This window comes from Candidimonas nitroreducens (genome assembly GCF_002209565.1).
GTDB lineage: Bacteria > Pseudomonadota > Gammaproteobacteria > Burkholderiales > Burkholderiaceae_B > Candidimonas > Candidimonas nitroreducens.
In genome coordinates this window covers 97,137-121,223 of the sequence record NZ_NJIH01000003.1, presented here as the reverse complement: position 1 = coordinate 121,223, position 24,087 = coordinate 97,137, and the positions used below count along the sequence as shown (strand labels likewise).

Here is a 24,087-nt window from a genome sequence, read left to right as displayed (position 1 = left end):
CCCATATGTCCGATCCGATCGATTCTTCTGCAGGGCAAGGCCGGGATCAAGCGCCGGCGGAATTGCGCCTGGCCGGCCATGAGCCCGGGGACGAGGCGGTGCTGGTGCTCTCGAACGCGCCCGATGCGCTGCTGGCCAAGCGTATTGCGCACGTGCTGATCGAAGAGCGGCTGGCGGCCTGTGTGCATCTGGGCGCCGCGGGCCTGTCGATGTACATGTGGCACGACACCCTGGAAGGCGCCGAGGAAATCCCGCTGCTGGTCAAGACCACGCGCGGACGCCTGCAGGCGCTTGCCGACCGGCTGCGGCAGCTACACCCCTACGAAGTGCCGGAAATCCTCGTGGTGCCGGTTCTGGGCGGCCTGGCAAGCTATATGGACTGGATGCGGGAACAGGTCGCGGCGCCGCCGCGGCACAAAGAATGAATTTGCAGGAAAACAAAGTGATCTCATATCTGGAAGCGGGCGGCTTGCGGGCCCGCGCCGCGGTCGCCGCGATGTGCGCGGCGCTGGCCTGCCTGGTGCTGCTGGGCGCCGGCGCGGCGCATGCCGAAGATTTCCTCGAGCCCGAACAGGCGTTCGCGTTTTCCGCCGCCATGGCCGGCCCGGCGGAAATCGACGTGCACTACAAGATCGCGCCCAAGTACTACATGTACCGCGAACGCTTCGAGTTCGCGCTGAGCCCCGATGCCGGCCGCCTGGGCAAGCCGTCCTTTCCGAAAGGCATCATCGAATACGATCCGACCTTCGACAAGAAGCTCGAGATCTATCACGACGGGGTCACCATACGCGTGCCGCTGCAGCCCGGCGCCGCGGGGCCGCTGAAGCTCGAGGTTACCGGCCAGGGCTGCGCCGAGGCCGGCCTGTGCTACTCGCCCATGACGACCGAGGTGGTGCTTACGCCCGTGGCGGGTGGCTATCGCGCGTCCGGCCCGGGCGTGCGCAGCTCCGTGCCGGGGCAGGCTGCGCCGGCGGGGGCTGCGGCCGGCCCTGCGGCGACTTCGGCAACGGCTTCTGCGACAACTCCCGCGGCATCTTCGGCCGCATCTCCTGCCGCGTCTGCTGCCGGGGCTCCTGCGGCAGCCGCAGGAGCGCCCCCTGGCGCCGCATCCTCTTCTGTGCTGGACATGAGCGATACGGGCTTTGCCGCGTATCTTGCCGGCGCCGGCTGGGGCCGCATCATCGCCTTGTGCCTGCTGCTCGGGCTGCTGCTGTCGTTCACGCCCTGCGTGCTGCCCATGGTGCCCATCCTGCTGGCGATCGTCGCGGGCGACGCCGGCAAGGCCGGCTCCGCCGGTACGCGCTCGCGCTGGCGCGGGCTGTCGCTGGCGGCCTCGTACGTGCTGGGCATGTCGCTGGTGTACACCGCGCTGGGCGTGGCCGCCGGCCTGATCGGGGCGAGTCTGGCCGTGTGGCTGCAGACGCCCTGGGTGCTGGCGCTGTTCGCGCTGCTGCTGGCCCTGCTGGCGCTGGCCATGTTCGACGTCTACACGCTGCAGGCGCCCAGCGGCATGCAGAGTGCGCTCAATGACAAGGTCTCGCGCATTCCGGGCGGCCGCTACGGCGGGGCGCTGCTGATGGGCATGGTGTCGGCGCTGATCGTCGGGCCTTGCGTGGCGGCGCCGCTGGCGGGGGTACTGCTGTTCATTTCCCAGACCGGCAATCTGGTGCTGGGCGGCCTGGCGCTGTTCGCACTGGCCTGGGGCGAGGGTCTGCTGCTGCTGCTGGTCGGGGCTTCGTCGGGGGCCCTGCTGCCGCGCGCCGGCGCCTGGATGGAGGGCGTCAAGCATTTGTTCGGCTGGCTGCTGCTGGCCACGGCATGGTGGATGCTGGATTCGGTCGTGCCGGCATGGGCCTCGATGCTGGGCTGGGCTTTCCTGGCGGGCTTTGCCGCGGTGATGCTGGGCGCTTTCGAGGCCATGCCGGCGGGGGCGGGCCTGGGCGCGTTCCTGCGCAAGACGCTGGGGCTGCTGGCGGCCCTCTGGGCGGCGCTGCTGCTGGTGGGTGCCGCCACGGGAGGCGGCAGCCTGCTGCAGCCGCTGGCCGGCTGGCGTGCGGGTGCGGTTGCCGGCGCCCCGGGGGTCGCACTGGCCGGCCCGGGCGCATCGGCATCGGGCACGCCCGGCGCGGCTGGGCTGAACCCCGCCGCCACTTTGGCGGTGCGTTCGAGGTTCCAGCGCGTGCATTCGGTGCAGGAGCTGGACGCGGCGCTGGCCCAGGCGGGCCGGCCCGTCATGCTGGACTTCTATGCCGACTGGTGCGTGTCGTGCCTGGAAATGGAGAAGTTCACGTTCAGCGATCCGGCGGTTGCCGGCAAGATGTCGCAGTTGCTGCTGCTGCAGGCGGATGTCACCAAGAACACGCCCGAAGACCGTGCGCTGCTCAAGCGCTTCCACCTGTTCGGGCCGCCTGGCATTTTGTTCTTCGGTGCTGACGGCAAGCCGCTGCCGAATGCGCGCGTCATCGGGTTCCAGAAGGCGGCGCAGTTCGCTGCGGTGCTGGATGGGGTGCTGGCGGACGGGAGACGTTGATTCTTCGTCGATACCCGGTCGAGTCCGCGATTGTGGGGCGGGCGGCTTTTTGAATCGGCGCATCAAATGGGGTCATTTGGCGCTTCCGATGTCGTTTCGTCGATAAAACGGCCGCTTTCGTCGAAAAAAACTTGTTTCAAAAAATACTGCTTGTCAGACTGGACGGGAATTTTCCACATGGTTTGTTGCCGAATGCACCGTTGTTTTGAATGATTGACTGATGTAGCGGCCGGTACAGGCGGCGCGAAAGGTGCAAGGGCGGCAAATCAATCAGAGAAGCCCGCCGATCATGCAAGCACCGAATCGCCCCACTGGAAAGATTTCCTTCCCTCGTCCTCATTTGCTACGCCTTGCCGTGATCTCGGCCTTGGGCGTGTATGCCGCCGCGCTCTCCCCGAGTGCCGAGGCCTCCTGCAGCAATAGCGTTAGCGACTCGCACAATTACTGGTATTGCAAGGGAAGCGATGGCGAGGATGGCAGCTCCAGCGAAAAGAAAGGCGGGACGGGTGAGAATGTCTTCATGGAAGGGCTAGGCCCGATGAGGGCCAATGCGGGCAGCACCTTGAACCCGTCGGTGTCACCCAATGTGGCTGGCGTGTTCATGGGGTATACCGGTGGCGGGGCCGGAGTCGACGAGGGTAGCGCGGGTGCCGGGGGCACGGTCACCATGACCAATCAGTACGACATCTCACTGGAAGGTTCGACGCATTCGGGGTACTTTCAAAGCCTGATTTCCGCGACCTCGATCGGCGGCAATGGCGACGGGTACAACGACAACTACAAGTCCAGTGGCGGTAATGGCGGTTCCGGTCAAAAAATAACGCTTGCCAATAGCGGGAATCTGACGATCAGCGGTACCGTGCAGCCTTATCACGATCACGATAATGTCAGAACGGTATTTCCCATGTTCGGCATCCGTGCGGTAAGCGGCGGGGGTACCGGAGGCGACCAGAACAATGGGGTCGTGGGGGATCAGTTGGGTGGGAGCGGTGGCTGGGGTGGAGCGATCGACCTGACCAATAGCGGCGCGATCAGGCTTGGCAGTACCTCGACCCGTCTTTCCGGCAAACCCCAGGGGGCGGCGATTCATGCCGAATCGTATGGGGGCTCCGGGGGAACCGATTATGGCAGCGCAGGTAGCGGCAGCTGGGTGTCGGTGGGCAATACCGGAGACCTCGATGTGGTCTGGGACGCCAAATACGATGGGGATGGCGTTTATGGCATTCATGCGATCAGTTCCGGCGGCGCTGGCACTCAGGCGAATAACGATAACGACAACAGTGATCCGGGTGGCACGGGCGGTGCGGGAGGTACGGTTACTGTGACCTCGGGCGGTCAGACTCTAGTCGATGTCTCCGGGGTTTTTTCCGGCCAGGGGGCCGGTATTGCGGCATTGAGCCAGGGTGGCAAAGGCGGTACGGGCCCTGCGAAGGACAAAACGGGCGGTACAGGCGGTACGGGCGGTTACGTCAGTGTTGCGCTGCGGGATGGAAGCATTACGACGCGTGGCGAAAATCTGTACGGTATCCTGGCGCAGAGCATTGGCGGCCAGGGGGGCGATGGCGGTGACGGCGCTGCCTTGGCCGGCCAGGGCGGCGGCGCCGGGTTCGGTGGAAACGCCAGCGGCGCCCAGGTGATTCTGGATGGCAGCAGCACCATAGAAACCCACGGCAACTATGCGGCGGGCATCATGGCGCAGTCCATCGGCGGTGGAGGCGGAACGGGCGGCACCTTTGTTTCCGTGCTGGCAGGGGAGGCGGGCAATGGCGGCAGCGGCGGTAACGCCAACCTGGCCAAGGTCGATGCCGCTGGAAGCATTACCACGAGCGGCGATCATGCCTATGGCATCGTGGCCCAGTCCATTGCCGGCAGCGGCGGCGCGGGAGGGCTTGATGTCGGTGTCATTGCCCTGGGAGGCGATGGCGCAGGGGGAGGCGCAGCCGGCCAGGTCGAAGTCAGTCAGTCCGGAACGATCAAGACCGCGGGCTATTCGGCGCATGGCGTGCTGGCCCAGTCCATCGGCGGAGGCGGCGGGGCGTCGGGCAGTGCAATCGGCGGCTTCAGCGTAGGCGGCAGCGCAACCGGCACCGAAGGCTCCAATGGATCGACGGTCATCGTAAGGAATTCGGGCAGCATTCACACGACGGGCAATGCCGCGGTCGGCGTGCTGGCGCAGTCCATCGGCGGCGGCGGCGGTAGCGGCGGCGACAGCAAGGGCATTGCCGGCATAGGCGGCGAGGGGGCGTCAGGCGGCGAAGGGGGCAGAGTCCTGTTGCAGGATCTGGGATCCATTACGACAGACGGTCGATTCAGTCCGGCTGTGCTGGCGCAATCCGTGGGCGGCGGCGGCGGCAACGGAGGCGACACCCAGACAGCATCCGCAGGCGTATCGGTGGCCATAGGCGGCAGCGGATCCGGCGGCGGCAATGGCGGCTCTCTTTGTCTGGGCAATGCCGGTTTTTGCGGAGAAACTTCGGCCCAAGGCATCGCCCTGACGACAGCGGGTGATTATTCGCCCGGCATCATCGCGCAGAACATCGGCGGCGGGGGCGGCAATGGGGGCAGTGTCGACAACGTCAGCCTCGCCTCGTTCGCTGCCTTGCAGCTTGGCGGCCAGGGTGCCAAAGGGGGCAATGCGGGCGGCGACGGCACGCAAATCAATTACGAGAATCTCGGCATACGCACCAGCGGCGCTCATTCGACGGGCATACTGGCGCAAAGCATAGGCGGCGGGGGCGGCACCGGGGGGGACTCCAATTACTTCAACGCCACGATCGGCCTGAACGCCGCCGTGGTGGTCGGCGGCAATGGCGGCGCAGGCGGGGCGGGAGCCAAGACGCAGGTCATCTTGAAACGCTCGCAAATTGCCACGGGCATGGGCTTTGCCGCGGCGGGCGACAACTATGCGCCTGATGATTCGTATGGCGTGCTGGCGCAAAGCATAGGCGGCGGAGGCGGCAACGGCGGTAGCTCGAGCGCCAGCGATCTTGTGGTTGCCGTTCCGCTGGGCGCGGAGGTGCCTCCCATTTCCTTCAGCTTCCAGGCTTCTGTCGGCGGCAGCGGCGGGGGAGGCGGCAGCGCCTGTGGCTCAGGCTCGTCCTGCGTGACAGAAGTGGGTCTATACGAGGGAACGTCGATTACTACCTTGGGTGATGGCTCGCATGCGGTTGTCGCCCAGTCCATTGGGGGCGGAGGCGGAAACGGCGGCGATGCGTCGGCGCTTTCCACGGGCATTTCTTACGGCGACTCCATATCGGGCAAAGTCGGCATGGCTTTGGGCGGTTCGGGCGGCACGGCCTCGAGCGGCGGCAAAGTGGTCGTCAACCTGGGCACCGATGGCTACTATGCCTCGCTTCCCGCAAGCATCGATCTGCCCATCGATTTAAGCAACGAGGCGAATGTTCTTGCGCCCGACTCCACCATTCTTACCTATGGCGATTTCGCCAATGGCGTACTGGCTCAATCCGTGGGCGGCGGGGGCGGCAACGGCGGTGTCGGCAGCAGCAACTCCTACTCGGCCGGGGGGATGGTCGAGCTGGACTTGAATATCGGCCTGGGCGGAACCGGAGGCGGAGGAGGCAACGGCGGCGACGTCGATGTCGCGCTGGCGTCTTCCAACATTATCCATACGGTCGGTTCGGGTTCGCGCGGCATACTGGCCCAGTCCATCGGCGGTGGCGGCGGTACCTCGCAGGGCGGCACCATGAGCATGGGCGCTTCGGTGGAGGGATTTGGCGGCAAGCTCACGCTGGGCGTGGGCCAGACAGGTGGCTCGGGAGGCAAAGGGGGCCATATCACGGCCGACATCAACGGTGCGATTCGCACCCAGGGTGGCGACGCCGATGCGGTGGCGCTGCAATCCATTGGGGGCGGCGGGGGCCTGGCGGGCTCGATCGGCGCCGACTCTTCCTCCAACCCCATTCTCGATCGCATAGGCAAGGCCAAGGACACAGTCGGCCGCGTTACCGACGACGGCAGCAGAGGCTATGGCTTTGAGGTCGACATCGGTGGAAAAGGCGGATCAGGTGGTGCCGGGGGCCAGATCGACCTGAATTTCGCCGGCAAGATCGCCACCGCGGGCGATTGGGCGGACGGCATTGTGGCGCAATCCATTGGCGGCGGCGGGGGCGCCGGCGGGTCTTCGACTGCGGCGGGCAGCTCCAAATCGGCTCAGATCAATATCGCCGTCGGCGGCTCCGGTGGCGCCGCGGGCAATGGCGGGCCCATCAACGCCTATTTTGACGGCAGTCACGACAACTCTCTTGATACCCTGGGTTATGGCGCTTACGGCGTCTTGCTGCAATCCATCGGCGGTGGCGGCGGACAAGGAGGCGACGGCTCCGATATGGCGCATGGCGATATTTTTGTGGGCGGCTCCGACGGGGGCAATGGCGGTACCAGCGGGGTGGGGGGCGATATCCGAACCACGGGTACGGGTTCATGGTTGAGCGTGGGTACCAAGGGTGCCGATGCGCCGGCCTTTGCCGCGCAGTCCATTGGGGGCGGCGGCGGTGTGGGAGGCGCCGGAAATAGCGATTCGCAGTCCAAACCGAATAGTGAAAGCAGCCAAGTTGCGGTGTCGGTAGGCGGCCATGGGGGCTCGGGCAACAACGGCGGCACCGTCGCGCTGCAATTGGGCACCAACGCCAGTACCAAAGGGGATCGTTCCTACGGCTTTCTGGCCCAGTCCATCGGCGGCGGCGGCGGCGTGGGCGGGGCGGGCAAAGCCTCCAACCTCACCAGCGTCGGGCTGGGCGGCCGCGGCGGGGCGGGGGGTGATGGCGGAAACGTAAGCCTTGTCTTCAATTCGGGCAGCGTCATCAATACCTCGGGCGCAGGCGCTCATGGCATCGTGGCGCAATCCATCGGTGGCGGCGGCGGGATTGCCGGCGATAGCTCCCTGGAGCTTGGGCTCAAGCCTGACGGCTGGGTGGTAACCGGCGATGAAGCCGGCGGCCGCGGCAAGGGCGGTACCGTCAAGATTGATTGGACGGGCAGTCTCCAGGCTTCGGGAGCCAATGCCTTTGGCATCGTCGCGCAGTCCATCGGCGGCGGCGGCGGGATCGGTGGCGGCGGGAACGGCGTGTATGCGGGCAGCACTGGGCACCAAAGCGGCTCGGGCCAGGGCGGCGCGGTCAACGTGACTCAGCATGGCGTCATCCAGGCGACGGGCGGCGGTTCCACCGGCGTGTTTGCCCAGAGCACCGGCCCGGACGGCGGTCAGGCGGTTCAGGTCGATGTCTACGGTTCGGTGCAGGGCGGCAGCGGCAATGGGGCCAGCGTCTGGATCGCCGACGGCCGTGACAACAAGCTCGACATTCATCAGGATGGAGTGGTGAAACTGTCGGCCAGCGGCACGGGTGTGCGCTACACAGGCAAGGGTACGAACGAACAAGGCTATGTGCTGGACATCAACCTGGACGGGAACGGTACGTTCGAGGGCAATATGGAGTGCGGCAACGCCAGCGGTTCGGGAGGCGGTGGCGCCGATGCGCCCTGCCATGCTGCTTCGGGCGAAGAGGCGGTCATGAAGGAAGCCACGCTTTACCAGGCCGACATCGACAACGGCGGCCTGCTCGAGATCGGCCGTACCGGCAAGTTCGATACGCTGACGGTCACGGGCGATTATCAGCAGCGATCCACGGGCGTTCTTCGCGCCGATACAGACTTCGGCGGCATGCGCAGTGACCTCCTCGAAGTGCAGGGCGATGCCAGGCTGGATGGCCGTTTCGATGTGGCGTCCATCAGCCTGCTGCCCCGGCGCGAACTCAAAGTGCTCGACGTAAAAGGGGCCACGACAGGCAGCCTGCAGGTGATTGATTCGCCCATCTTCAATTTCCAGTTGCGGCCTGAGGGCAGGTCGCAGTTCCTGAGCGTGAAGGGCGCAGACTTCAATGCGGCCAGCCAGAATTTGGAAGGCAACCAACGGGGCGTTGCCCGGCATCTGCAACAGATCTGGGATCAGGGCGGCACCGTGGCATTGGGGCCTTTGTTCGCCGTTTTGAACACCGCCTCGCGCAGGGGAGCCGGCACCTATCGTGAACGCCTGACCGACTTGTCGCCCGGCGCGTCGCTGGCGCCGGCCAGCCAGATGGCGGCCGGCATGGCGAACTTCATGGGCGCCATGATGTCTTGTCCGGTCATGGAAGGCGACGGCACCCTGGGGCGCGAGCGTAACTGCCTTTGGGGCCAGATCACCCGGCGCAATACCGACAACGACGGCGGCAACGGCTCGCCCGGCTACTCCTTCGACAGCACCACATCCCAATTCGGCGGGCAGTATGAGTTCAAGCCGGACTGGTTCCTGGGCGGATCGTTCGCCTACCAGGACAACCGCCTGGAAGGCAACAGCGGCCGGGTGAGCGGGCGGGGCGATGCGGGTTATGTGGGCATTGTCCTGAAGCATCAGGCCGGCCCCTGGACCTATTCGGGCTCACTGGGTGGCGGCTACGGTTCGACCCGGATGGATCGCAGCATGTCCATTGAAGGCTATGACCCCAGCGTGCACAGCGATCCCGACGCCTACAGCGTGGGCGCGCGCTTGCGCGTCGCGCGCCATATCGAGCTGAGCCGGAAGCTTTACCTGAAGCCCTATGTCGACATCGATGCCTTGTACACGCGCATGCCGGGCTACAGCGAATCGGGCGGGCCGCTCAGCCTGAAGGTCGACAGCAACGACCAGTTCCTCATGAGCCTGTCGCCCATGCTGGAATTCGGCGGCCGTGTCGATTTCTCCAACGGCGCGGTCATGCGTCCTTATGTCTATGCGGGGGCCTCGTTCCTGAGCAAAGACTCCTGGGATGCCAGTGCGCGCCTGTCCGGAGCCCCGGCGGGCAGCGGTGAAATCAACACCTCATTGCCGGGAGACAATGTAGTGGGCCGGTTCGGCCTGGGTGTGCTGGTCAATACCGAATCGGGCGTGGACGTGCGGCTGCAATATGACGGCGAAGTATCCGGCAAGACGCACAGCCACGCGGGCCAGTTGAAGGTGATGTATCGGTTCTGAGGCCCGAGCCGTGGCGGGCCGGCCGGCCCGCCGCGTCTTTCCGGGCGGCCTCGGAACACGATGTACAGACTGGCCTCGACGCCATGATCGCGGGAGCGCGAAGCCAGCGCACCCCGCTACAACTCGGACTGGATCTGTCGGCCGTCTGAATTTCCGAACCAAAAGCCAGTCCTGATTGGTTTGAAAACCGTCCAGGATGCCCGGCTGCGAGCCGGGGACCCCGGAGGAGTCCGAAGCGCAGGCGAGTCTGCCGAGCATCGGAACTCCGCAGGGCAGCCCCGGCGGCTAAAGAATGAATAAAGAACATGACTAAAGCCGTGTCCGCGGCTCGGGCGCACAGGATTGTTCGTGCCCAAGAACGCGAGCCGGCGCTTTAAGAGCCGGCGCTTTAACACAAATCCGCGCTTTCGCGCCAACCGTCTCTAAGCCTGCTCTTTCAGAATCTTCGCCGCCTCGATGGCGAAATAGGTCAATATGCCGTCGCCACCGGCGCGCTTGAAGGCCAGCAGCGACTCCATCATCACCTTGTCGTGATCCAGCCAGCCATTGGCGGCTGCAGCCTTGAGCATGGCATATTCGCCGCTGACCTGGTAGGCATAGGTGGGCACCCCGAAGGCATTCTTGACCTCGCGCAGCACGTCCAGATAGGGCATGCCCGGCTTGACCATCACCATGTCGGCTCCCTCGCGCAGGTCGGCCGCGACTTCGCGCAAAGCCTCATTGCGGTTGGCCGGATCCATCTGGTAAGTGAATTTATTCGACTTGCCCAGATTCGTGGCCGAGCCCACGGCGTCGCGGAAAGGGCCGTAGAACGCGCTGGCGTATTTGGCCGAGTACGCCATGATGCGCGTGTAGATGTGCTGGTTCGATTCCAGCGCCTGGCGGATGGCGCCGATGCGGCCATCCATCATATCGCTGGGCGCCACGATATCGACGCCGGCGGCGGCCTGCACCAGGGCCTGGCGGGTCAGGATCTCGACGGTGGGCTCGTTCAGCACGTAGCCGTCGGCATCGATGACGCCGTCCTGGCCGTGGCTGGTGTAGGGGTCGAGCGCGACATCGGTGAGCACGCCGAGTCCGGGAAAATGCTGCTTCAGTGCGGCCACTACGCGCGGGATCAGGCCCTCGGGGTTGGTGGCCTCGATGCCGTCGGGCGTTTTCAGCGCCGGGTCGATGACGGGAAACAGCGCCATCACGGGGATGCCCAGGGCGACGCATTCTTCGGCCGCGGCCAGCAGCGTGTCGGGCGAGTAGCGCACCACGCCCGGCATGGAGGGCACGGGCTGGCGCACCCCCTGGCCTTCCATGACGAAGACGGGGTAGATCAGGTCGGCGCTGGTCAGCACGTTCTCGCGCACCAGGCGGCGCGAGAATTCGTCGCGGCGGTTGCGCCGCGGCCGGGCGGCGGGAAAGTCGGCGGAAACAATAAAAGAGGTCATGGCACTACCTTGGGGGAAATCCAGTTTTCGATGTGGGCCGATGCTTCTTCCAGCCCAATGCGGTGTGTTGCCGAGAACGGCACGGCCAGCAGCGCGCCGATCTCGGCCAGTTCTTTTTTGACGGCGAATACGGCCTTGACGCGCTGGCCATAGGGAAACTTGTCGGCCTTGGTCAGCAGCGCCAGCACGGGGCGCCCCGTGGGCGCTATCCAGTCGGCCAGGCGCCGATCCAGGTCGGTGACGCCGCGCCGTATGTCTATGAGCAGCACGATGCCCGCCAGCGAAGCGCGTTCGCGCAGATAGCCGCCGAGGATGTCGGCCCATTCCTCGTGGGTATTGCGCGCCACCGACGCGTAGCCGTAGCCCGGCAGATCGACCAGGAAGCCCAGGGACTGGTCGGGTTCGATGGGATCGGGAATGCCGAACAGATTGATCAGCCGCGTGCGTCCCGGGGTCTTGCTGGAGTAGGCCAGACGCTTCTGGTTGGTGAGCACGTTGATGGCCGAGGACTTGCCAGCGTTGGAACGCCCGACGAAGCAGACTTCGGCCACTGACGGCGCCGGAAGCTGGTCCAGGCGGGCCGCCGAGACGGTGAAACGGGCGCGGTGCAAAATGGACACGGAGGCTCTCGGGTGGGTTCAATCCAGGCGCTATTGTATAATCGCACGTTTGAAACAGTTGGTGTCTCTACCGGGGGCAGGGTTTGCGCCGGGAATTCGTCCATACTGCCGTGTGTCTTGGTGGCGTTCAGCGCCCGGATCGAATCGCGATCGTCGAGGTCTTTTCATGAAGCGTGTGCTTTCCAGTATGTTGGTTGCCAGCGGCTTGCTGCTGGGTGCGTCCCTGGTTTCTGTCAGCCATGCGCAAGGCGTTGCCAAGCCCGATGCGGCCAAGGGCGAACAACTCTACACGCATGGCGATACGGCTCGCAGCATCATTGCCTGTATCACCTGTCACGGCGCCGCCGGCAACAGCACGATTCCCGCCAATCCGAACCTGGCGGCCCAGCCTCACGAATACCTGGCCAAGCAACTGGGCGACTTCCGCCCCAAAAATGCCAAGACCCCGCCGCTGCGCCGCGGCGACAAGGGCGCCAACACGGTCATGACCAATTTCGCCTCCGCGCTGACCGCGGCCGACGTACAGAACATCGCCTACTACTTGTCGCAGCAGAAGCTCGACCCCAAGACGGCCGCCACGGCCACCCATAAAGACACCGTGGCGCTGGGCCAGGACATCTGGCGCGGCGGCTTGCCCGACCGCAACGTGCCCGCCTGCGCAGCCTGCCACTCGGCCAACGGCGCCGGCATGCCAGGGGAATTCCCCCGCCTGTCGGGCCAGCATCCTGAATACATTGCCGAGCAGCTCAAGCTGTTCCGTAGCGGCGATCGCGCCAACAGCGATATCATGCATGACATCGCCGACCGTATGTCCGACGCCGATATCGCGGCGGTGGCGGACTACGCCGCGGGGCTGCGTTAAGCCCTGGATCTAGTCCAGCCGCCCCGCGGGAACGGGAGTTGCTGGCTGGAATTCAGAAATAAAAAAAAGGGGGGAGCTGTCGCCGGCGGCCTCCCTTTTTTCTTGGCGCGGCGCCTGGCCATGTTTCCCGCGTGGGAACGGCAAGGCGGTACGCTCCGTAGCGGTACGGCGGCAATTTTTGCCGCCGGGCCGCCCCAAGGCAAAAAGCGCCCCCTTGGGGGGATTCGCCAGGCTTGGCTCAGTTCCTGCGGACTGAGCCAAGCCTGGCGAATCCGAGCGGCATGCCAGCCCGCGAGGTGGACAGCAAGCCGCAGGCGCAGCATGGGGGCATTTTTTTTGTGAATCGAGATGAGCCAGACCTATTCCTTGCGCCGCTGGGGCGCCGATTTCTTCGAGCTGCTGGGTTCGATGCGTTTTGCGGTAAGCCTGCTGATGTTCATCTGCGTGGCCAGCCTGATCGGCACCGTGCTGCAGCAGAACCAGGCGCCCGGCAGCTACATCGACCAGTTTGGCCCCTTCTGGTTCGCGGTCTTTGACAAGTTCTCGATCTACCACGTCTACAATAGCTGGTGGTTCCTGCTGATCATGGCGTTCCTGGTGGTGTCCACCAGCATCTGCCTGATACGCAACGCGCCCAAAATGGTGCGCGATGCCAGCTCTTTCCGGGAATACATACGCGGCAACAGCCTGCGCTCTTTCCACCATCGGGTCGAGAGCGCCTCGACGCTGGCTCCCGCGGAAAGCCAGAAGCGCGTGCAGCAATGGCTTACCGGGCAGGGCTACAAGTTCAAGCTGCGTCAGGACGGCGAAAGCGTGCTGATCGCAGCCAAGAAAGGAAGCGCCAACCGATATGGCTATATTTTTGCCCATGCCGCAATCGTCGTCATCTGTATCGGCGGCCTGCTCGACAGCGAACTGCCGATCCGGCTGCAGGTATGGCTGGGCAAGACGCCCATTACGCAGAACATGCTGATCTCCCAGGTGCCTGCATCGGGCCGCTTGCCGGCCGCCAATCTCAGCTTCCGCGCCAATATGCTGGTGCCCGAGGGCAGTGAAAGCAGCAATGGCATCGTTACCGTCAACAACGGCGTGCTGGTGCAGCCGCTGCCCTTCGCGCTGACGCTCAAGAAGTTCTCGGTCAGCTACTATTCGACCGGCATGCCCAGCAATTTCCAGAGCGACGTGGAAGTGACCGACCTGGCCACGGGCAAGAAGTTCGACCGTACCATCAAGGTCAACGAGCCGCTGCGCTACCGCGGCGTCACGGTCTATCAGTCCAGTTTCGACGATGGCGGCAGCAAGCTGCAGATGGTGGGGTACCCGCTGGCCGGGCCGAACGACAAGCCGTTCACGGTCGACGGCACGGTGGGCAAGTCTACCGAGATCACCATGGGCAGCGGCGCCAAGGCCGGCAAGCTCGAGGTCGACCTGTCGGGCCTGCGCACCATCAATGTGGAAAATCTTTCGGGCAACGTGGCGCCGCAGCCCAAGCCCATCCTGGCCGAGGTGGCGTCGGTCACGGGCAGCGCCGCGCCGGCTAAGAACAAAGACCTGCACAATGTGGGGCCGAGCGTGCAATACCGCATCATCGGCCGCGACGGGCAGGCGCACGAGTTCAATAATTACATGCTGCCGATCAAGCTCGACGACCATTCGGTGTTCCTGGCCGGCGTACGCGACAATCCGAACCAGAATTACCGCTATCTGCGCATTCCCGCGGATGCGGATAATTCGGTGGCCGACTTCATGCGCCTGCGTGCCGCGCTGTACGATCCGGTGATGCGTGCCGAGGCGGCGGGGCGGTTTGCCGCGCGCAATGCCAATTCGGGCCTGCAGCAGCCTTTGCTGCAGAAGGCTGCCGAGGGCGCCATGGAGGCGTTTTCCAAAGGCGGCTTCGACGCCATTGTGGAGAAGGTGCCGGCCGACCAGCGCGAGAAGGTGCTGGGTTTTGCGGTGCCCATGATCCAATTGAGCCTGACCGAGCTGCGCGACATCGAGCACGAGAAGGCCGGGCTGCCGCCCATCCAGCACGTGGGGCCGGAGGGCCAGGCCGCCAACACCTGGATCCAGCTGGCCTTGCTGGCGATGGCGAATCTGCCCGATTATCCGGCGCCGGTGTTTCTGGCGCTCAAGGGTTTCGACCACGTGCAGGCCAGTGTGTTCCAGGTGGCCCGCAGTCCGGGCAAGAACGCGGTATACCTGGGTTGCGTCCTGCTGGTGCTGGGCGTATTTTCGATGTTCTATATCCGTGATCGCCGTATCTGGGTATGGGTCAAGCCGCAAGGCCAGGGCAGCGAGATGCTGGCTGCCATGACTTCCCAGCGGCGCACGCTCGATTTCCAGCACGAGTTCGAGCGTTTCAAGGACGCGATCAAGCGCCTGTCCACGTAAAGAGGTTCTTATGACCGACACTATCATCAAGCCAGGCATCCCCATGTGGGACGATGCCATGACGTCCAGCGGCGACTCGCGCGGCCATCGCGGCCGTCCGAATTGGTCCGATATCGTCTTTTTCCTGGTGTTGGCCGGGGGCGCCGCTTATGCGCTGCTGAATTACAGCGCCGACATGGACTACTACGAGAAGTTGATCCTGTGCGGCGCGGTGGTGGTGTGCAGCTGGCTGGGCTGGCTTTGGCGGCCCCTGCGTACGCTGATGATAGCCAGCGGGCTGAGCGCGCTGTTCGCCATCTGGCTGTACAGCAACGGCGGCGGCCTGGGGCAGGGCGACATCACGCGCGCGGATCATGTGTTTTTCCTGAAGTATCTGTTCTCGTCGCAGTCGGCGATACTGTGGATGTGCGCGCTGTTCGCGCTGGCGATGATCTGCTACTGGATCGGGTTCTTCAGCGATACGGCGGCGTGGCTGGGCACGGCGCTGACCTGGGGGGCGGTGTATGCGGGCCTGACGGGCATGCTGGTGCGCTGGCGCGAGGGGCATCTGCTGGGGCCGGGCATAGGCCATGTGCCGGTCAGCAATCTGTATGAAGTGTTCGTGCTGTTCTGTTTGTTTACGGCGCTGTTTTATCTGTATTACGAACGCCGTTATGCCACGCGGGCGCTGGGCGGCTTCGTGCTGATGGTGATCAGTTCAGCGGTGGTGTTCCTGCTGTGGTATTCGTTTACGCGCGATGCGTACGCGATTCAGCCGCTGGTGCCGGCGCTTAAAAGCTGGTGGATGAAGCTGCATGTGCCGGCGAATTTCATAGGCTACAGTTCGTTCTCGCTGTCGGCGATGGTGGGTTTTGCGTATCTCATCAAAGAGCACGGGCAAACGGTGTCGCGGGCCAAGCTGGTGCCGGTGTTCGTGCTGGGCGCGGTGCTGTGCGCGGAACCGATGGTGTTCGGCACGAAAGAAGTATCGATGACCTGGATGCTGTATTTCGGGCTGGCGGCGATTGTGGTGGCGGTGATTCTGGCGCTGCGCAAGCCGATTGCGGCAAAGCTGCCGTCGCTGGAGATCCTGGACGACATTATGTACCGGGCGATTGCGGTGGGGTTTGCGTTCTTCACGGTAGCGACGATACTGGGCGCGCTGTGGGCGGCGGATGCCTGGGGTACTTATTGGCAGTGGGATCCGAAGGAAACCTGGGCGCTGATTGTCTGGCTGAATTATGCGGCGTGGCTGCACATGCGGCTGATGAAGGGGCTGCGCGGCACGATGGCGGCGTATTGGGCGCTGGGTGGGCTGCTGGTCACCAGTTTCGCGTTCCTGGGGGTGAATATGTTCCTGGCGGGGCTGCATTCGTACGGATCGCTGTAGCGCGGATGATGGGCCGCCCTGTGTTGGGGCGGCCGTTTGGGTATGTATTTTTTTAGGGGCTTTCCAGGCCCCTTTTGTTTGGGGTGCAGGTTTTTTCCCTTGGGCTTTTGTTCTTTACACGCGCCGCAAGCGGCTGGGGCTCGGCAGGCTCGCTCGCCCGGTGCCGGCTGCGCCGGCACTGCCCTTGACCTCCGGGCATTTTGGGGGCGGTCGGCAAACTCGCGTCGCGCATAGCCCCCCGGGCTATGCGCAGGCTTGACGCTCGGACAGTGCCGACCTTGCATCCCCCAAAATGCCCTACGGTGGCGGCGGGCTCGGACGAGCCTGCCGAGCCCCAGCCGCCCGCGACGCTGGGCGGCCGCGGGGTTTGTGGGGCTGGCGAGGTGGGGCGATGTGAGTGCGAGAGTGGCGTGGTGCTACACCACCACTATGCTGTCATGTTGCATTCATGGGGCGCCATGCGTCGCCGGGCTGGTTCTGTTGGCGCGGCCTAGAACGGGGTACCTCCTTCCGGTTCGATGACCCACTCACCTCCAGGAGGCACCCCATTCTCTCCGCTTGTTTTGTAGACGGTTGGTGGGCAAAGACCCCGGTTCGTTGAGGTGCCGGGATCTTCAGGCGCGGCCTGGAATGGGGCGCTCTCCCTCCGGTTCAATGACCCTCTCGCCTGCGGGAGATGCCCTATTCCCTCGCTCGTTTTGTAGACGGGCGGGAGGGGGCGGAGCCCCTTGCTTTACCAGGGCAGTATTGATTCTCCGGCGTAGAGGCTGGCCACGGTCTCGCGGGGGCGCAGGACGTGGCTGCGGGCGCCGTCGACCATGATTTCGGCGGCGCGGGGGCGGGTGTTGTATTGGCTGGACATGACGAAGCCGTAGGCGCCGGCGGACATGATGGCGAGCAGGTCGCCCTGGCGCAGGGCGAGGCGGCGGTCGCGTGCCAGCCAGTCGCCGCTTTCGCAGATGGGGCCGACCACGTCGTAGGTTTGGGCCGTATTGCCGTCGCCGTCGCGGCGCAGCACGGGCTCGACGCCGTGCCAGGCGTCGTACAGAGTGGGGCGCAGCAGGTCGTTCATGGCCGCGTCGACGATGGCGAAGTTGCGGGCTTCGCCGTGCTTCAGGTATTCCACCCGTGTCAGCAGCACGCCGGCGTTGCCCACCAGCGAGCGGCCGGGCTCGAGTACGAGTTGCAGGTGGCCCAGGCCTTGTGCGTTCAGGCGCTGGAAGACTTGATCCAGGAGGGTCTTGGGCGGCAGCGGGGTTTCGTCGCTGTAGCGTATGCCCAGGCCGCCGCCCAGGTCGAGGTGCTTGATGTGTATGCCCTGGTCGGCCAGGGTGGCGATCAGGATCAGCAGCTTGTCGAGGGCGTCGAGGTAGGGGCCGGTTTCGGTGATTTGCGAGCCGATGTGGCAGTCCACCCCGACGACTTCTATGCCGGGCAGGGCGGTGGCTTGCTGGTATACCCGCGGCGCGATTTCGATGGCGATGCCGAATTTGTTTTGTTTCAGGCCGGTGGAGATGTAGGGGTGGGTCTGGGCGTCGACGTCGGGGTTGACGCGCAGTGACACGGCGGCGACGCGGCCGGCGGCCTGGGCGACTTGCGAGAGGCGCTGCAGCTCGGCTTCGGATTCGACGTTGAAGCACTTGACGCCGGCCTGCAGGGCGGCCTGTATTTCGCTGGCCTGCTTGCCCACGCCGGAAAACACGATTTTGCCCGGGTCGCCGCCGATGGCCAGGACGCGGGCGAGTTCGCCGCCGGACACGATGTCGAAGCCGGCGCCGAGGTTCTTGAATTCGTTCAGGATCCCGAGGTTGGAGTTGGCTTTCATGCCGTAGCAGATGAGGACGTTGCGGCCTTCGGCGGCGTGCTGGTAGGCCTGCCAGGCTTCGCGCAGGGCCTGGCGCGAGTAGACGTAGAGCGGGGTACCGAATTCCTGTGCCAGGCGGGCAAGCGGGGTGTCTTCGGCGTAAAGCTCGTTGCCGCGGTACGCGAATTGGGGTGCAACGGTCATGATGGGGCTGGGGTGGTAGTGTGGGTGTGGTTTCGATTCATGAGCCCGGCCGGCCCGCCGGGGCGGCGGCCGTGTGCCGCCCGGCCTGAAGCCGGGATCGGCTCCGGGGCCGGTGGCATCACAGTGTAATGGAAGCCGCCGGCTTGCTGGGCAACCGCGTGCCTGCCGGGCTATTTGACGGCTTTGGTCTGGGCCGGTGCGGCGCTGTTGCTGCCCGTCTGGTCTTCGGCCGGAAGCTGCACGCTTTGCGGCGGCTTGGCCAGGGACGCGTTGGGGGCGGGCGGCGGCGGCATGTACAGGGGGCCTTTGTAGCCGCAGCCGGCCACCAGCGCCAGCAGGAACAGGCCGGCAACGATACGGGGCGTATGGCGGATACACGCCGATACGGAAGACGCTTGCATGACGTGACTCCGAGTTTTCAAAATTGTACTTTGTGCGTCTGCGCCACGCTTTGGTCGCTTTGGTCGTTCTGGCCCTGCAGCTGGTTCAGCAGATTGTTGATGCCGTCCGACGGATTGGTGCCGGGCGCGCCGGGGGCGGCAGGGCTGCCGCCCGCCGGGGCGGGGTTGGTGTCGTCCATGCCCGGCAGGGTGGGCAGCCCGACGCGGGCGATGGCCTGCCCGGGCGGGAATTCCGAGAAGTAGTAGTCGCCGTCGATCTTGCTCAGACCCGAGGGTATGGGCCCCGGCGGGGTCTCGGGCTGCCCTTTCAGGGCGAAGCGCATGAAGTCCAGCCATATGGGCAGGGCCGCGCCGCCGCCGGTCTCGCGCGAGCCCAGCGAGCGCGGCTGGTCGTAGCCCATCCAGGCGATGCCGACGATGTGCGGGGTGAAGCCGGCGAACCAGGCATCGTGGGAGTCGTTGGTGGTGCCGGTCTTGCCGCCTATGTCGTTGCGATGCAGTTCGCGGTGCACGCGCGCGCCGGTGCCGTAGGTGGCGACGCCGCGCAGCATGTCGTCCATGACGTAGACCGTGCGCGGGTCGATGACGCGCGCGGCGCTGTCGCCGGCCACGGTGGGCTTGGCCTGCATGATGGTCTTGCCGCTGCTGTCGGTGACGTGGTCGATGAGGTAGGGCGGGACGCGATAGCCGCCGTTGGCGAAGACCGAGTAAGCGCCGGCCATCTGCAGCGGCGTGACGCTGCCCGCGCCCAGAGCCAGCGGCAGCACCGCCGGCTGGCGCGCGCGGTCGAAGCCGAAGCGGGTGATGTAGTTTTGCACGTACTTGGGCCCCACCGCCTGCATGATGCGTATGGAAACCATGTTCATGGACTTGTACAGGCCCTGGCGCATGGTCAGCATGGGGTTGTACTCGTTGCCGTAGTTCTTCGGCGTCCAGGGCTTGGAGCCGGTCTGTGCGGCGGTAAGCGAGAAGGGCTCGTTGGAGATCTGCGTGGCCGGGGTCAGGCCGCGCTCCAGCGCCGAGGCGTACAGGAAGGGCTTGAAGCTGGAGCCCGGCTGGCGCCAGGCCTGGGTGACGCGGTTGAATTTGCCCTGATCGAAATCGAAGCCGCCCACCATGGACAGAATCGCGCCGTCCTCGGGCCGCACGGCCACGAAGGCAGCCTGCACGGACGGCATGTTGATGACTTCCCAGTAGTCGCCGTTCTTGTGCAGGTAGACCACCGAGCCGCGCTGGATGCGCACCTTGCCTTTGGCGCTCTTGGTCAGGGCGCGCGCCACTACGCGCAGCGCCCGCTTGTCGGTGACGTCGATGATTTCCTGCGAGCTGCGCGCCACCGTGATCTTGGTGGGCGAGGCCGACAGCACCAGGCCCATCTGCAGGTTGCCGCTGTCGGCGTATTTGTCCTGCAGGTCGTCGATGATGGCGTCGAGCTTGGTGGGGTCTTTCTCGACGCCGCTGGGCAGGTCTATGGTTTCTTCGGGCCCGGGGTAGGGCGAGCGGCGCGTGTAGTCGAGTATGCCGTCGCGCACGGCCTTGTAGGCCTCTTCCTGGTCTTTGGAATTGACGGTGGTGTAGATGTTGAAGCCGCGCGAGTAGATGTCGTCGTGATAGATGTTGTACATAAGCTGGCGGGCCAGCTCGGCCACGTAGTCGCCATGGACGGCGTAGCTGCCGTTTTGCGTGCCAGCCGAGGACTTCAGCTGGATGGGCTGCGCCATGGCCTGCTTGTATTCGTCGTCGGTCAGGTAGCCCAGGGCCTTCATGCGGCCCAGCACGTAGGCCTGGCGGATCTTGGCGCGCTTGAAGTTGGCGATGGGGTTGAAGCGCGAGGGCGCTTTGGGTATGCCGGCCAGCATGGCCGCTTCGGCCGGGGTGATCTCGGACAGCGGCTTGCCGAAGTAGGTGCGGCAGGCGGCCGCGAAGCCGTAGGCCCGGTGGCCGAGATAGATCTGGTTCATGTACAGGTCGAGAATCTGATCCTTGGTAAGGGTGGACTCGATCTTGAACGTGAGCAGCAGTTCGTAGAATTTGCGGGTGTAGGTTTTTTCCGAGGACAGGTAGAAGTTGCGCGCCACCTGCATGGTGATGGTGCTGGCGCCCTGTGCCTTGGACATGTGCGTGATGTTGGCCAGCAGCGCGCGCGCCACGCCCGACCAGTCGATGCCGCCGTGCTGGTAGAAGCGGTCGTCTTCGGCCGACAGAATGGCGGACTTCATGACGTCGGGGATTTCATTGAAGCGCAGCACATTGCGCCGTTCTTCGCCGAATTCGCCGATCAGAACCTTGTCGGCGGTATAGATGCGCAGCGGAATGCGCGGCCGATAGTCGGTCATGGCGTGCAGGTCGGGCAGGTTCGGCCAGGCCAGTGCCAGCGCCAGAGTGCCCAGCAGTACGCCGCAAAGCCCGAGCCCCGCGCAAAAGACCGCTGCCTTCAAAAAGAAGCGCCCGATCCAGGAGGACGGGCCGGATCGGGATTTATTGGGGGTAGTAGAGGAACTCATTACGGGCGATTTTAAGTCCAACGGAGGCGAGACCCGTGTTTATGCTTCGGCTTAATGTAACCGAATGCTGCGCTGCGGTCGTTCGCCTCGGGTTTGCAAGTGGGATAATACACAAATGAACAACTCTATATACGGGGGCGCCATGCCGGCGCAATCCACGGAAGCGGCCGCCGCGCCGGCGCCGCGGAAGGCCGCGGGCACGCAGTGCGGCAGCCGCCCGATCTTTCTCGTCGGCATGATGGGTGCCGGCAAGACCACCATAGGGCGGCAGCTCGCCCGCCAGCTCGGCCGCGAGTTCCTCGATCTGGATCATGAACTGGAGGCGCGCTGCGGTGTACGGGTGTCGCTGATTTTCGACATCGAGGGCGAGGAAGGGTTCCGCCGCCGCGAATCGGCCCTGCTGCAGGAATGCGCGCAGCGCACCGACATCGTCATTGCCACCGGGGGCGGCGCGGTGCTGGCCGAAGCCAACCGCCGCTGCCTGCGCGAGCTTGGCCTGGTCATCTACCTGCGCGCCCGGGGCGACGAACTGTACCGCCGCGTGGCGCGCGACCGCGGCCGCCCGCTGCTGCAGACCGCCGATCCGCGGGCGCGCATCGCCGAACTGCTGGCCCAGCGCGAACCCTTGTACGAAGAGGTTGCCAGCCTGGCGGTCGAAACCGGGATCATGCCCGTTTCCCAGGTGGTACAGTCGCTGATTCCGTTGCTGCAGAAACACGAGGCCGCATGATTACCACCGTACAGGTCGACACCCCGGGGGGCAGCTATCCGATCCATATAGGCCCGGGCCGCCTGGATCATCTGGCGCACAGCATCCCGCAAGACGCCACGGCGATCGCCGTGGTCACCAATTCCACTGTTGCCGCGCATTATGCGCAGCGCGTGCAGGCCGCGCTCGAGCAGACCGGCAAGCGCCTGATGCGCATCGAGCTGCCCGACGGCGAGGCGTACAAAGACTGGCAGACGCTGAACCTGATCTACGACGCGCTGCTGCGCAACCGCCTCGACCGGCGTGCGGTGCTGGTGGCGCTGGGCGGCGGCGTGGTCGGCGACATCTGCGGCTTCGCGGCGGCCACGTACATGCGCGGCATACGCTTCCTGCAGGTGCCCACTACCCTGCTGGCGCAGGTCGATTCTTCGGTGGGCGGCAAGACCGCGGTCAATCATCCGCTGGGCAAGAACATGATCGGCGCGTTCTATCAGCCGATCGGCGTCGAGGTCGACATCGACGTGCTGGCCACGCTGCCGCAGCGCGAGGTCTCGGCGGGCCTGGCCGAAGTCATCAAGTACGGCCTGATCATCGACGCCGACTTCTTCGCCTGGTGCGAACAGAATGTGGCCGCGCTGCGGCGCCTCGAGCCGGCCGCGCTGGCGCATGCCATCCGGCGCTCATGCGAACTCAAGGCGCAGGTGGTGTCGCAGGACGAGCGCGAGTCGGGCCTGCGCGCCATACTCAATTTCGGCCACACCTTCGGCCACGCCATCGAGTCCGGCCTGGGCTACGGCGAGTGGCTGCACGGCGAGGCGGTGGGCTGCGGCATGGTGCAGGCCGCCGAACTGTCGCAGGCCTGCCTGGGGCTGGACGGCGCCAGCGTCGAGCGCGTGCGCGCCCTGGTGCAGGCCATCGGCTGCCCGGTGCAGGCGCCCGACCTAGGCACCTCGCGCTGGATCGACCTGATGCAGGTCGACAAAAAGACCGAAGGCGGCACCTTGCGTTTCGTGCTGCTGCCCGAGATCGGGCGGGCGGTGTTCCAGCCTGCGCCCGAGGCGGCCCTGCGGGCGGTTCTGGAGCGTGCCGCCACGCATCCGGCCTGAGGCCCGCGGCCATGACGCTCGCCGTCTACGCTTGCGACCCGGCGCGCACGCGCGGCCGCCGGCACGCCGAGGCGCCGCCGGTCAGCCGCAGCCAGTTCCAGCGCGACCGCGACCGCATCGTGCATTGCAATGCCTTCCGTTTGCTGGAATACAAGACGCAGGTCTTCATCAACCACGAGGGCGACCTGTTCCGCACACGCCTGACGCACAGCATCGAGGTGGCGCAGATCGCGCGCAGCCTGGCGCGCAACCTGGCCCTGAACGAAGACCTTACCGAAGCCATCGCCCTGGCGCACGACCTGGGCCATACGCCCTTTGGCCATGCGGGGCAGGACGAACTCAACAAGTGCCTGCGCGAACTGGCCCCGGAAGTGGGCGGCTTCGAGCACAATCTGCAAAGCCTGCGGGTGGTCGACGAGCTCGAAGAACGCTACGCCGACTTCAACGGCCTGAATCTGTGTTTCGAGACCCGCGAGGGCATACTGAAGCACTGCTCGGTGCGCCATGCGCGCCTGCTGGGGGACGTGGGCGCGCGCTTCCTGGACGGCACCCAGCCTTCGCTGGAGGCGCAGATCGCCAACCTGGCCGACGAGATCGCCTATAACAACCACGACATCGACGATGGCCTGCGTTCCGGGCTGATCAGCATCGAGCAGCTGCAGATGCTGGAAATTTTCGCCACGCACCACGCGGCGGTGCTGCGCGCGTACCCGCGCGTCGACCGGCGCCGCGCCGTGTCCGAGACCATACGCGCCATGATCAATACGCTGGTGCTGGATCTGACCGAAACCACGCTGGCCAATATCGGCCGGCATGCGCCGGACAGTGTCGACGCGCTGCGCCGCTGCCCGGCGCTGGCCTCGTTTTCGGCGTCCATGCGGCGCCAGGCCGACGCGCTCAAGAGCTTCCTGATGGACAACCTGTACCGCCATTACCGCGTCATGCGCATGACCAACAAGGCGCGGCGCATCGTGCGCGAGTTGTTCGTGGCCTTCCTGAACGAGCCGCGGCTGCTGCCGCCGGATCACCGGCGCAACGGCGAGGTGCCGCAGGCGCGCGCCATCGCCGACTACATCGCGGGCATGACCGACCGCTACGCCATCCGCGAACACGAGCAGCTGTTTCGCATGTAGGCAGGCGCA

General features: G+C 65.3%; 14 protein-coding genes. 9 read left to right on the top strand and 5 right to left on the bottom strand.

Annotated features, from left to right (window positions below):
* Nucleotides 1–5: 5 nt before the first annotated feature.
* The 3 genes from cutA (at nt 6) to CEY11_RS04220 (ending at nt 9,536) form a co-directional block, all read left to right on the top strand.
* The gene (cutA, locus tag CEY11_RS04230; protein ID WP_088602124.1) at nt 6–425 is read left to right on the top strand and encodes a divalent-cation tolerance protein CutA; all 420 of its coding nucleotides are present in this window, start codon (nt 6–8) and stop codon (nt 423–425) included.
* 71 nt (nt 426–496) lie between these two features.
* Nucleotides 497–2,530, top strand: a complete 2,034-nt coding sequence (gene dsbD, locus CEY11_RS04225; RefSeq protein WP_088602720.1) for a protein-disulfide reductase DsbD — start codon at nt 497–499, stop codon at nt 2,528–2,530.
* 520 nt (nt 2,531–3,050) lie between these two features.
* Nucleotides 3,051–9,536, top strand: coding sequence for an autotransporter outer membrane beta-barrel domain-containing protein (locus CEY11_RS04220; protein WP_233154716.1), 6,486 nt, complete (start codon nt 3,051–3,053; stop codon nt 9,534–9,536).
* A 422-nt stretch (nt 9,537–9,958) separates the two neighbouring features.
* Here the strand turns inward: CEY11_RS04220 and hemB are convergent, their stop codons facing one another.
* Both hemB and yihA read right to left on the bottom strand, forming a co-directional pair.
* The gene (gene hemB / locus CEY11_RS04215; RefSeq protein WP_088602122.1) at nt 9,959–10,975 is read right to left on the bottom strand and encodes a porphobilinogen synthase; all 1,017 of its coding nucleotides are present in this window, start codon (nt 10,973–10,975) and stop codon (nt 9,959–9,961) included.
* Complete coding sequence (yihA, locus tag CEY11_RS04210) at nt 10,972–11,595, bottom strand: ribosome biogenesis GTP-binding protein YihA/YsxC (protein WP_088602121.1); 624 nt, start codon at nt 11,593–11,595, stop codon at nt 10,972–10,974. The genes hemB and yihA overlap by 4 nt, the downstream gene beginning before the upstream one ends.
* A 166-nt stretch (nt 11,596–11,761) precedes the next feature.
* Here yihA and CEY11_RS04205 point away from each other — a divergent pair, with 166 nt between their 5' ends.
* From CEY11_RS04205 to ccsB, 3 genes are all read left to right on the top strand, one after another.
* Complete coding sequence (locus CEY11_RS04205) at nt 11,762–12,457, top strand: c-type cytochrome (RefSeq protein ID WP_088602120.1); 696 nt, start codon at nt 11,762–11,764, stop codon at nt 12,455–12,457.
* Nucleotides 12,458–12,805: 348 nt separating this feature from the next.
* A complete protein-coding gene (locus tag CEY11_RS04200) occupies nt 12,806–14,848 on the top strand; it encodes a cytochrome c biogenesis protein ResB (protein ID WP_233154715.1) in 2,043 nt (680 codons plus the stop codon).
* A gap of 10 nt (nt 14,849–14,858) precedes the next feature.
* On the top strand, nt 14,859–16,217 hold the full coding sequence (gene ccsB / locus CEY11_RS04195) for a c-type cytochrome biogenesis protein CcsB (protein WP_198958831.1): 1,359 nt from the start codon (nt 14,859–14,861) through the stop codon (nt 16,215–16,217).
* A gap of 733 nt (nt 16,218–16,950) precedes the next feature.
* Here ccsB and lysA read toward each other — a convergent pair.
* From lysA to CEY11_RS04180, 3 genes are all read right to left on the bottom strand, one after another.
* Entirely contained in the window at nt 16,951–18,225 is a 1,275-nt protein-coding gene (gene lysA / locus CEY11_RS04190; RefSeq protein ID WP_088602119.1) for a diaminopimelate decarboxylase, read from the bottom strand.
* A 170-nt stretch (nt 18,226–18,395) separates the two neighbouring features.
* Nucleotides 18,396–18,626: an LPS translocon maturation chaperone LptM gene (gene lptM, locus CEY11_RS04185; RefSeq protein ID WP_088602118.1), complete on the bottom strand. Its 231-nt coding sequence runs from the start codon at nt 18,624–18,626 to the stop codon at nt 18,396–18,398.
* 17 nt (nt 18,627–18,643) lie between these two features.
* Nucleotides 18,644–21,130 carry a penicillin-binding protein 1A gene (locus CEY11_RS04180; protein ID WP_088602117.1) on the bottom strand — a complete coding sequence of 829 codons (2,487 nt, stop codon included), beginning with the start codon at nt 21,128–21,130 and terminating at the stop codon, nt 18,644–18,646.
* Between the two features lie 115 nt (nt 21,131–21,245).
* Between CEY11_RS04180 and CEY11_RS04175 the strand changes: the two genes are divergently transcribed.
* Genes CEY11_RS04175 through CEY11_RS04165 form a run of 3 tightly spaced genes read left to right on the top strand, consistent with a single transcriptional unit; the run spans nt 21,246 to nt 24,078 of the window.
* Nucleotides 21,246–21,860 (top strand): shikimate kinase, encoded by a 615-nt coding sequence (locus CEY11_RS04175; protein ID WP_088602116.1) that lies wholly within the window; start codon nt 21,246–21,248, stop codon nt 21,858–21,860.
* On the top strand, nt 21,857–22,945 hold the full coding sequence (gene aroB, locus CEY11_RS04170; protein WP_408608098.1) for a 3-dehydroquinate synthase: 1,089 nt from the start codon (nt 21,857–21,859) through the stop codon (nt 22,943–22,945). The genes CEY11_RS04175 and aroB overlap by 4 nt, the downstream gene beginning before the upstream one ends.
* An 11-nt stretch (nt 22,946–22,956) precedes the next feature.
* On the top strand, nt 22,957–24,078 hold the full coding sequence (locus CEY11_RS04165) for a deoxyguanosinetriphosphate triphosphohydrolase (RefSeq protein ID WP_088602115.1): 1,122 nt from the start codon (nt 22,957–22,959) through the stop codon (nt 24,076–24,078).
* The last annotated feature ends 9 nt before the right edge of the window (nt 24,079–24,087 follow it).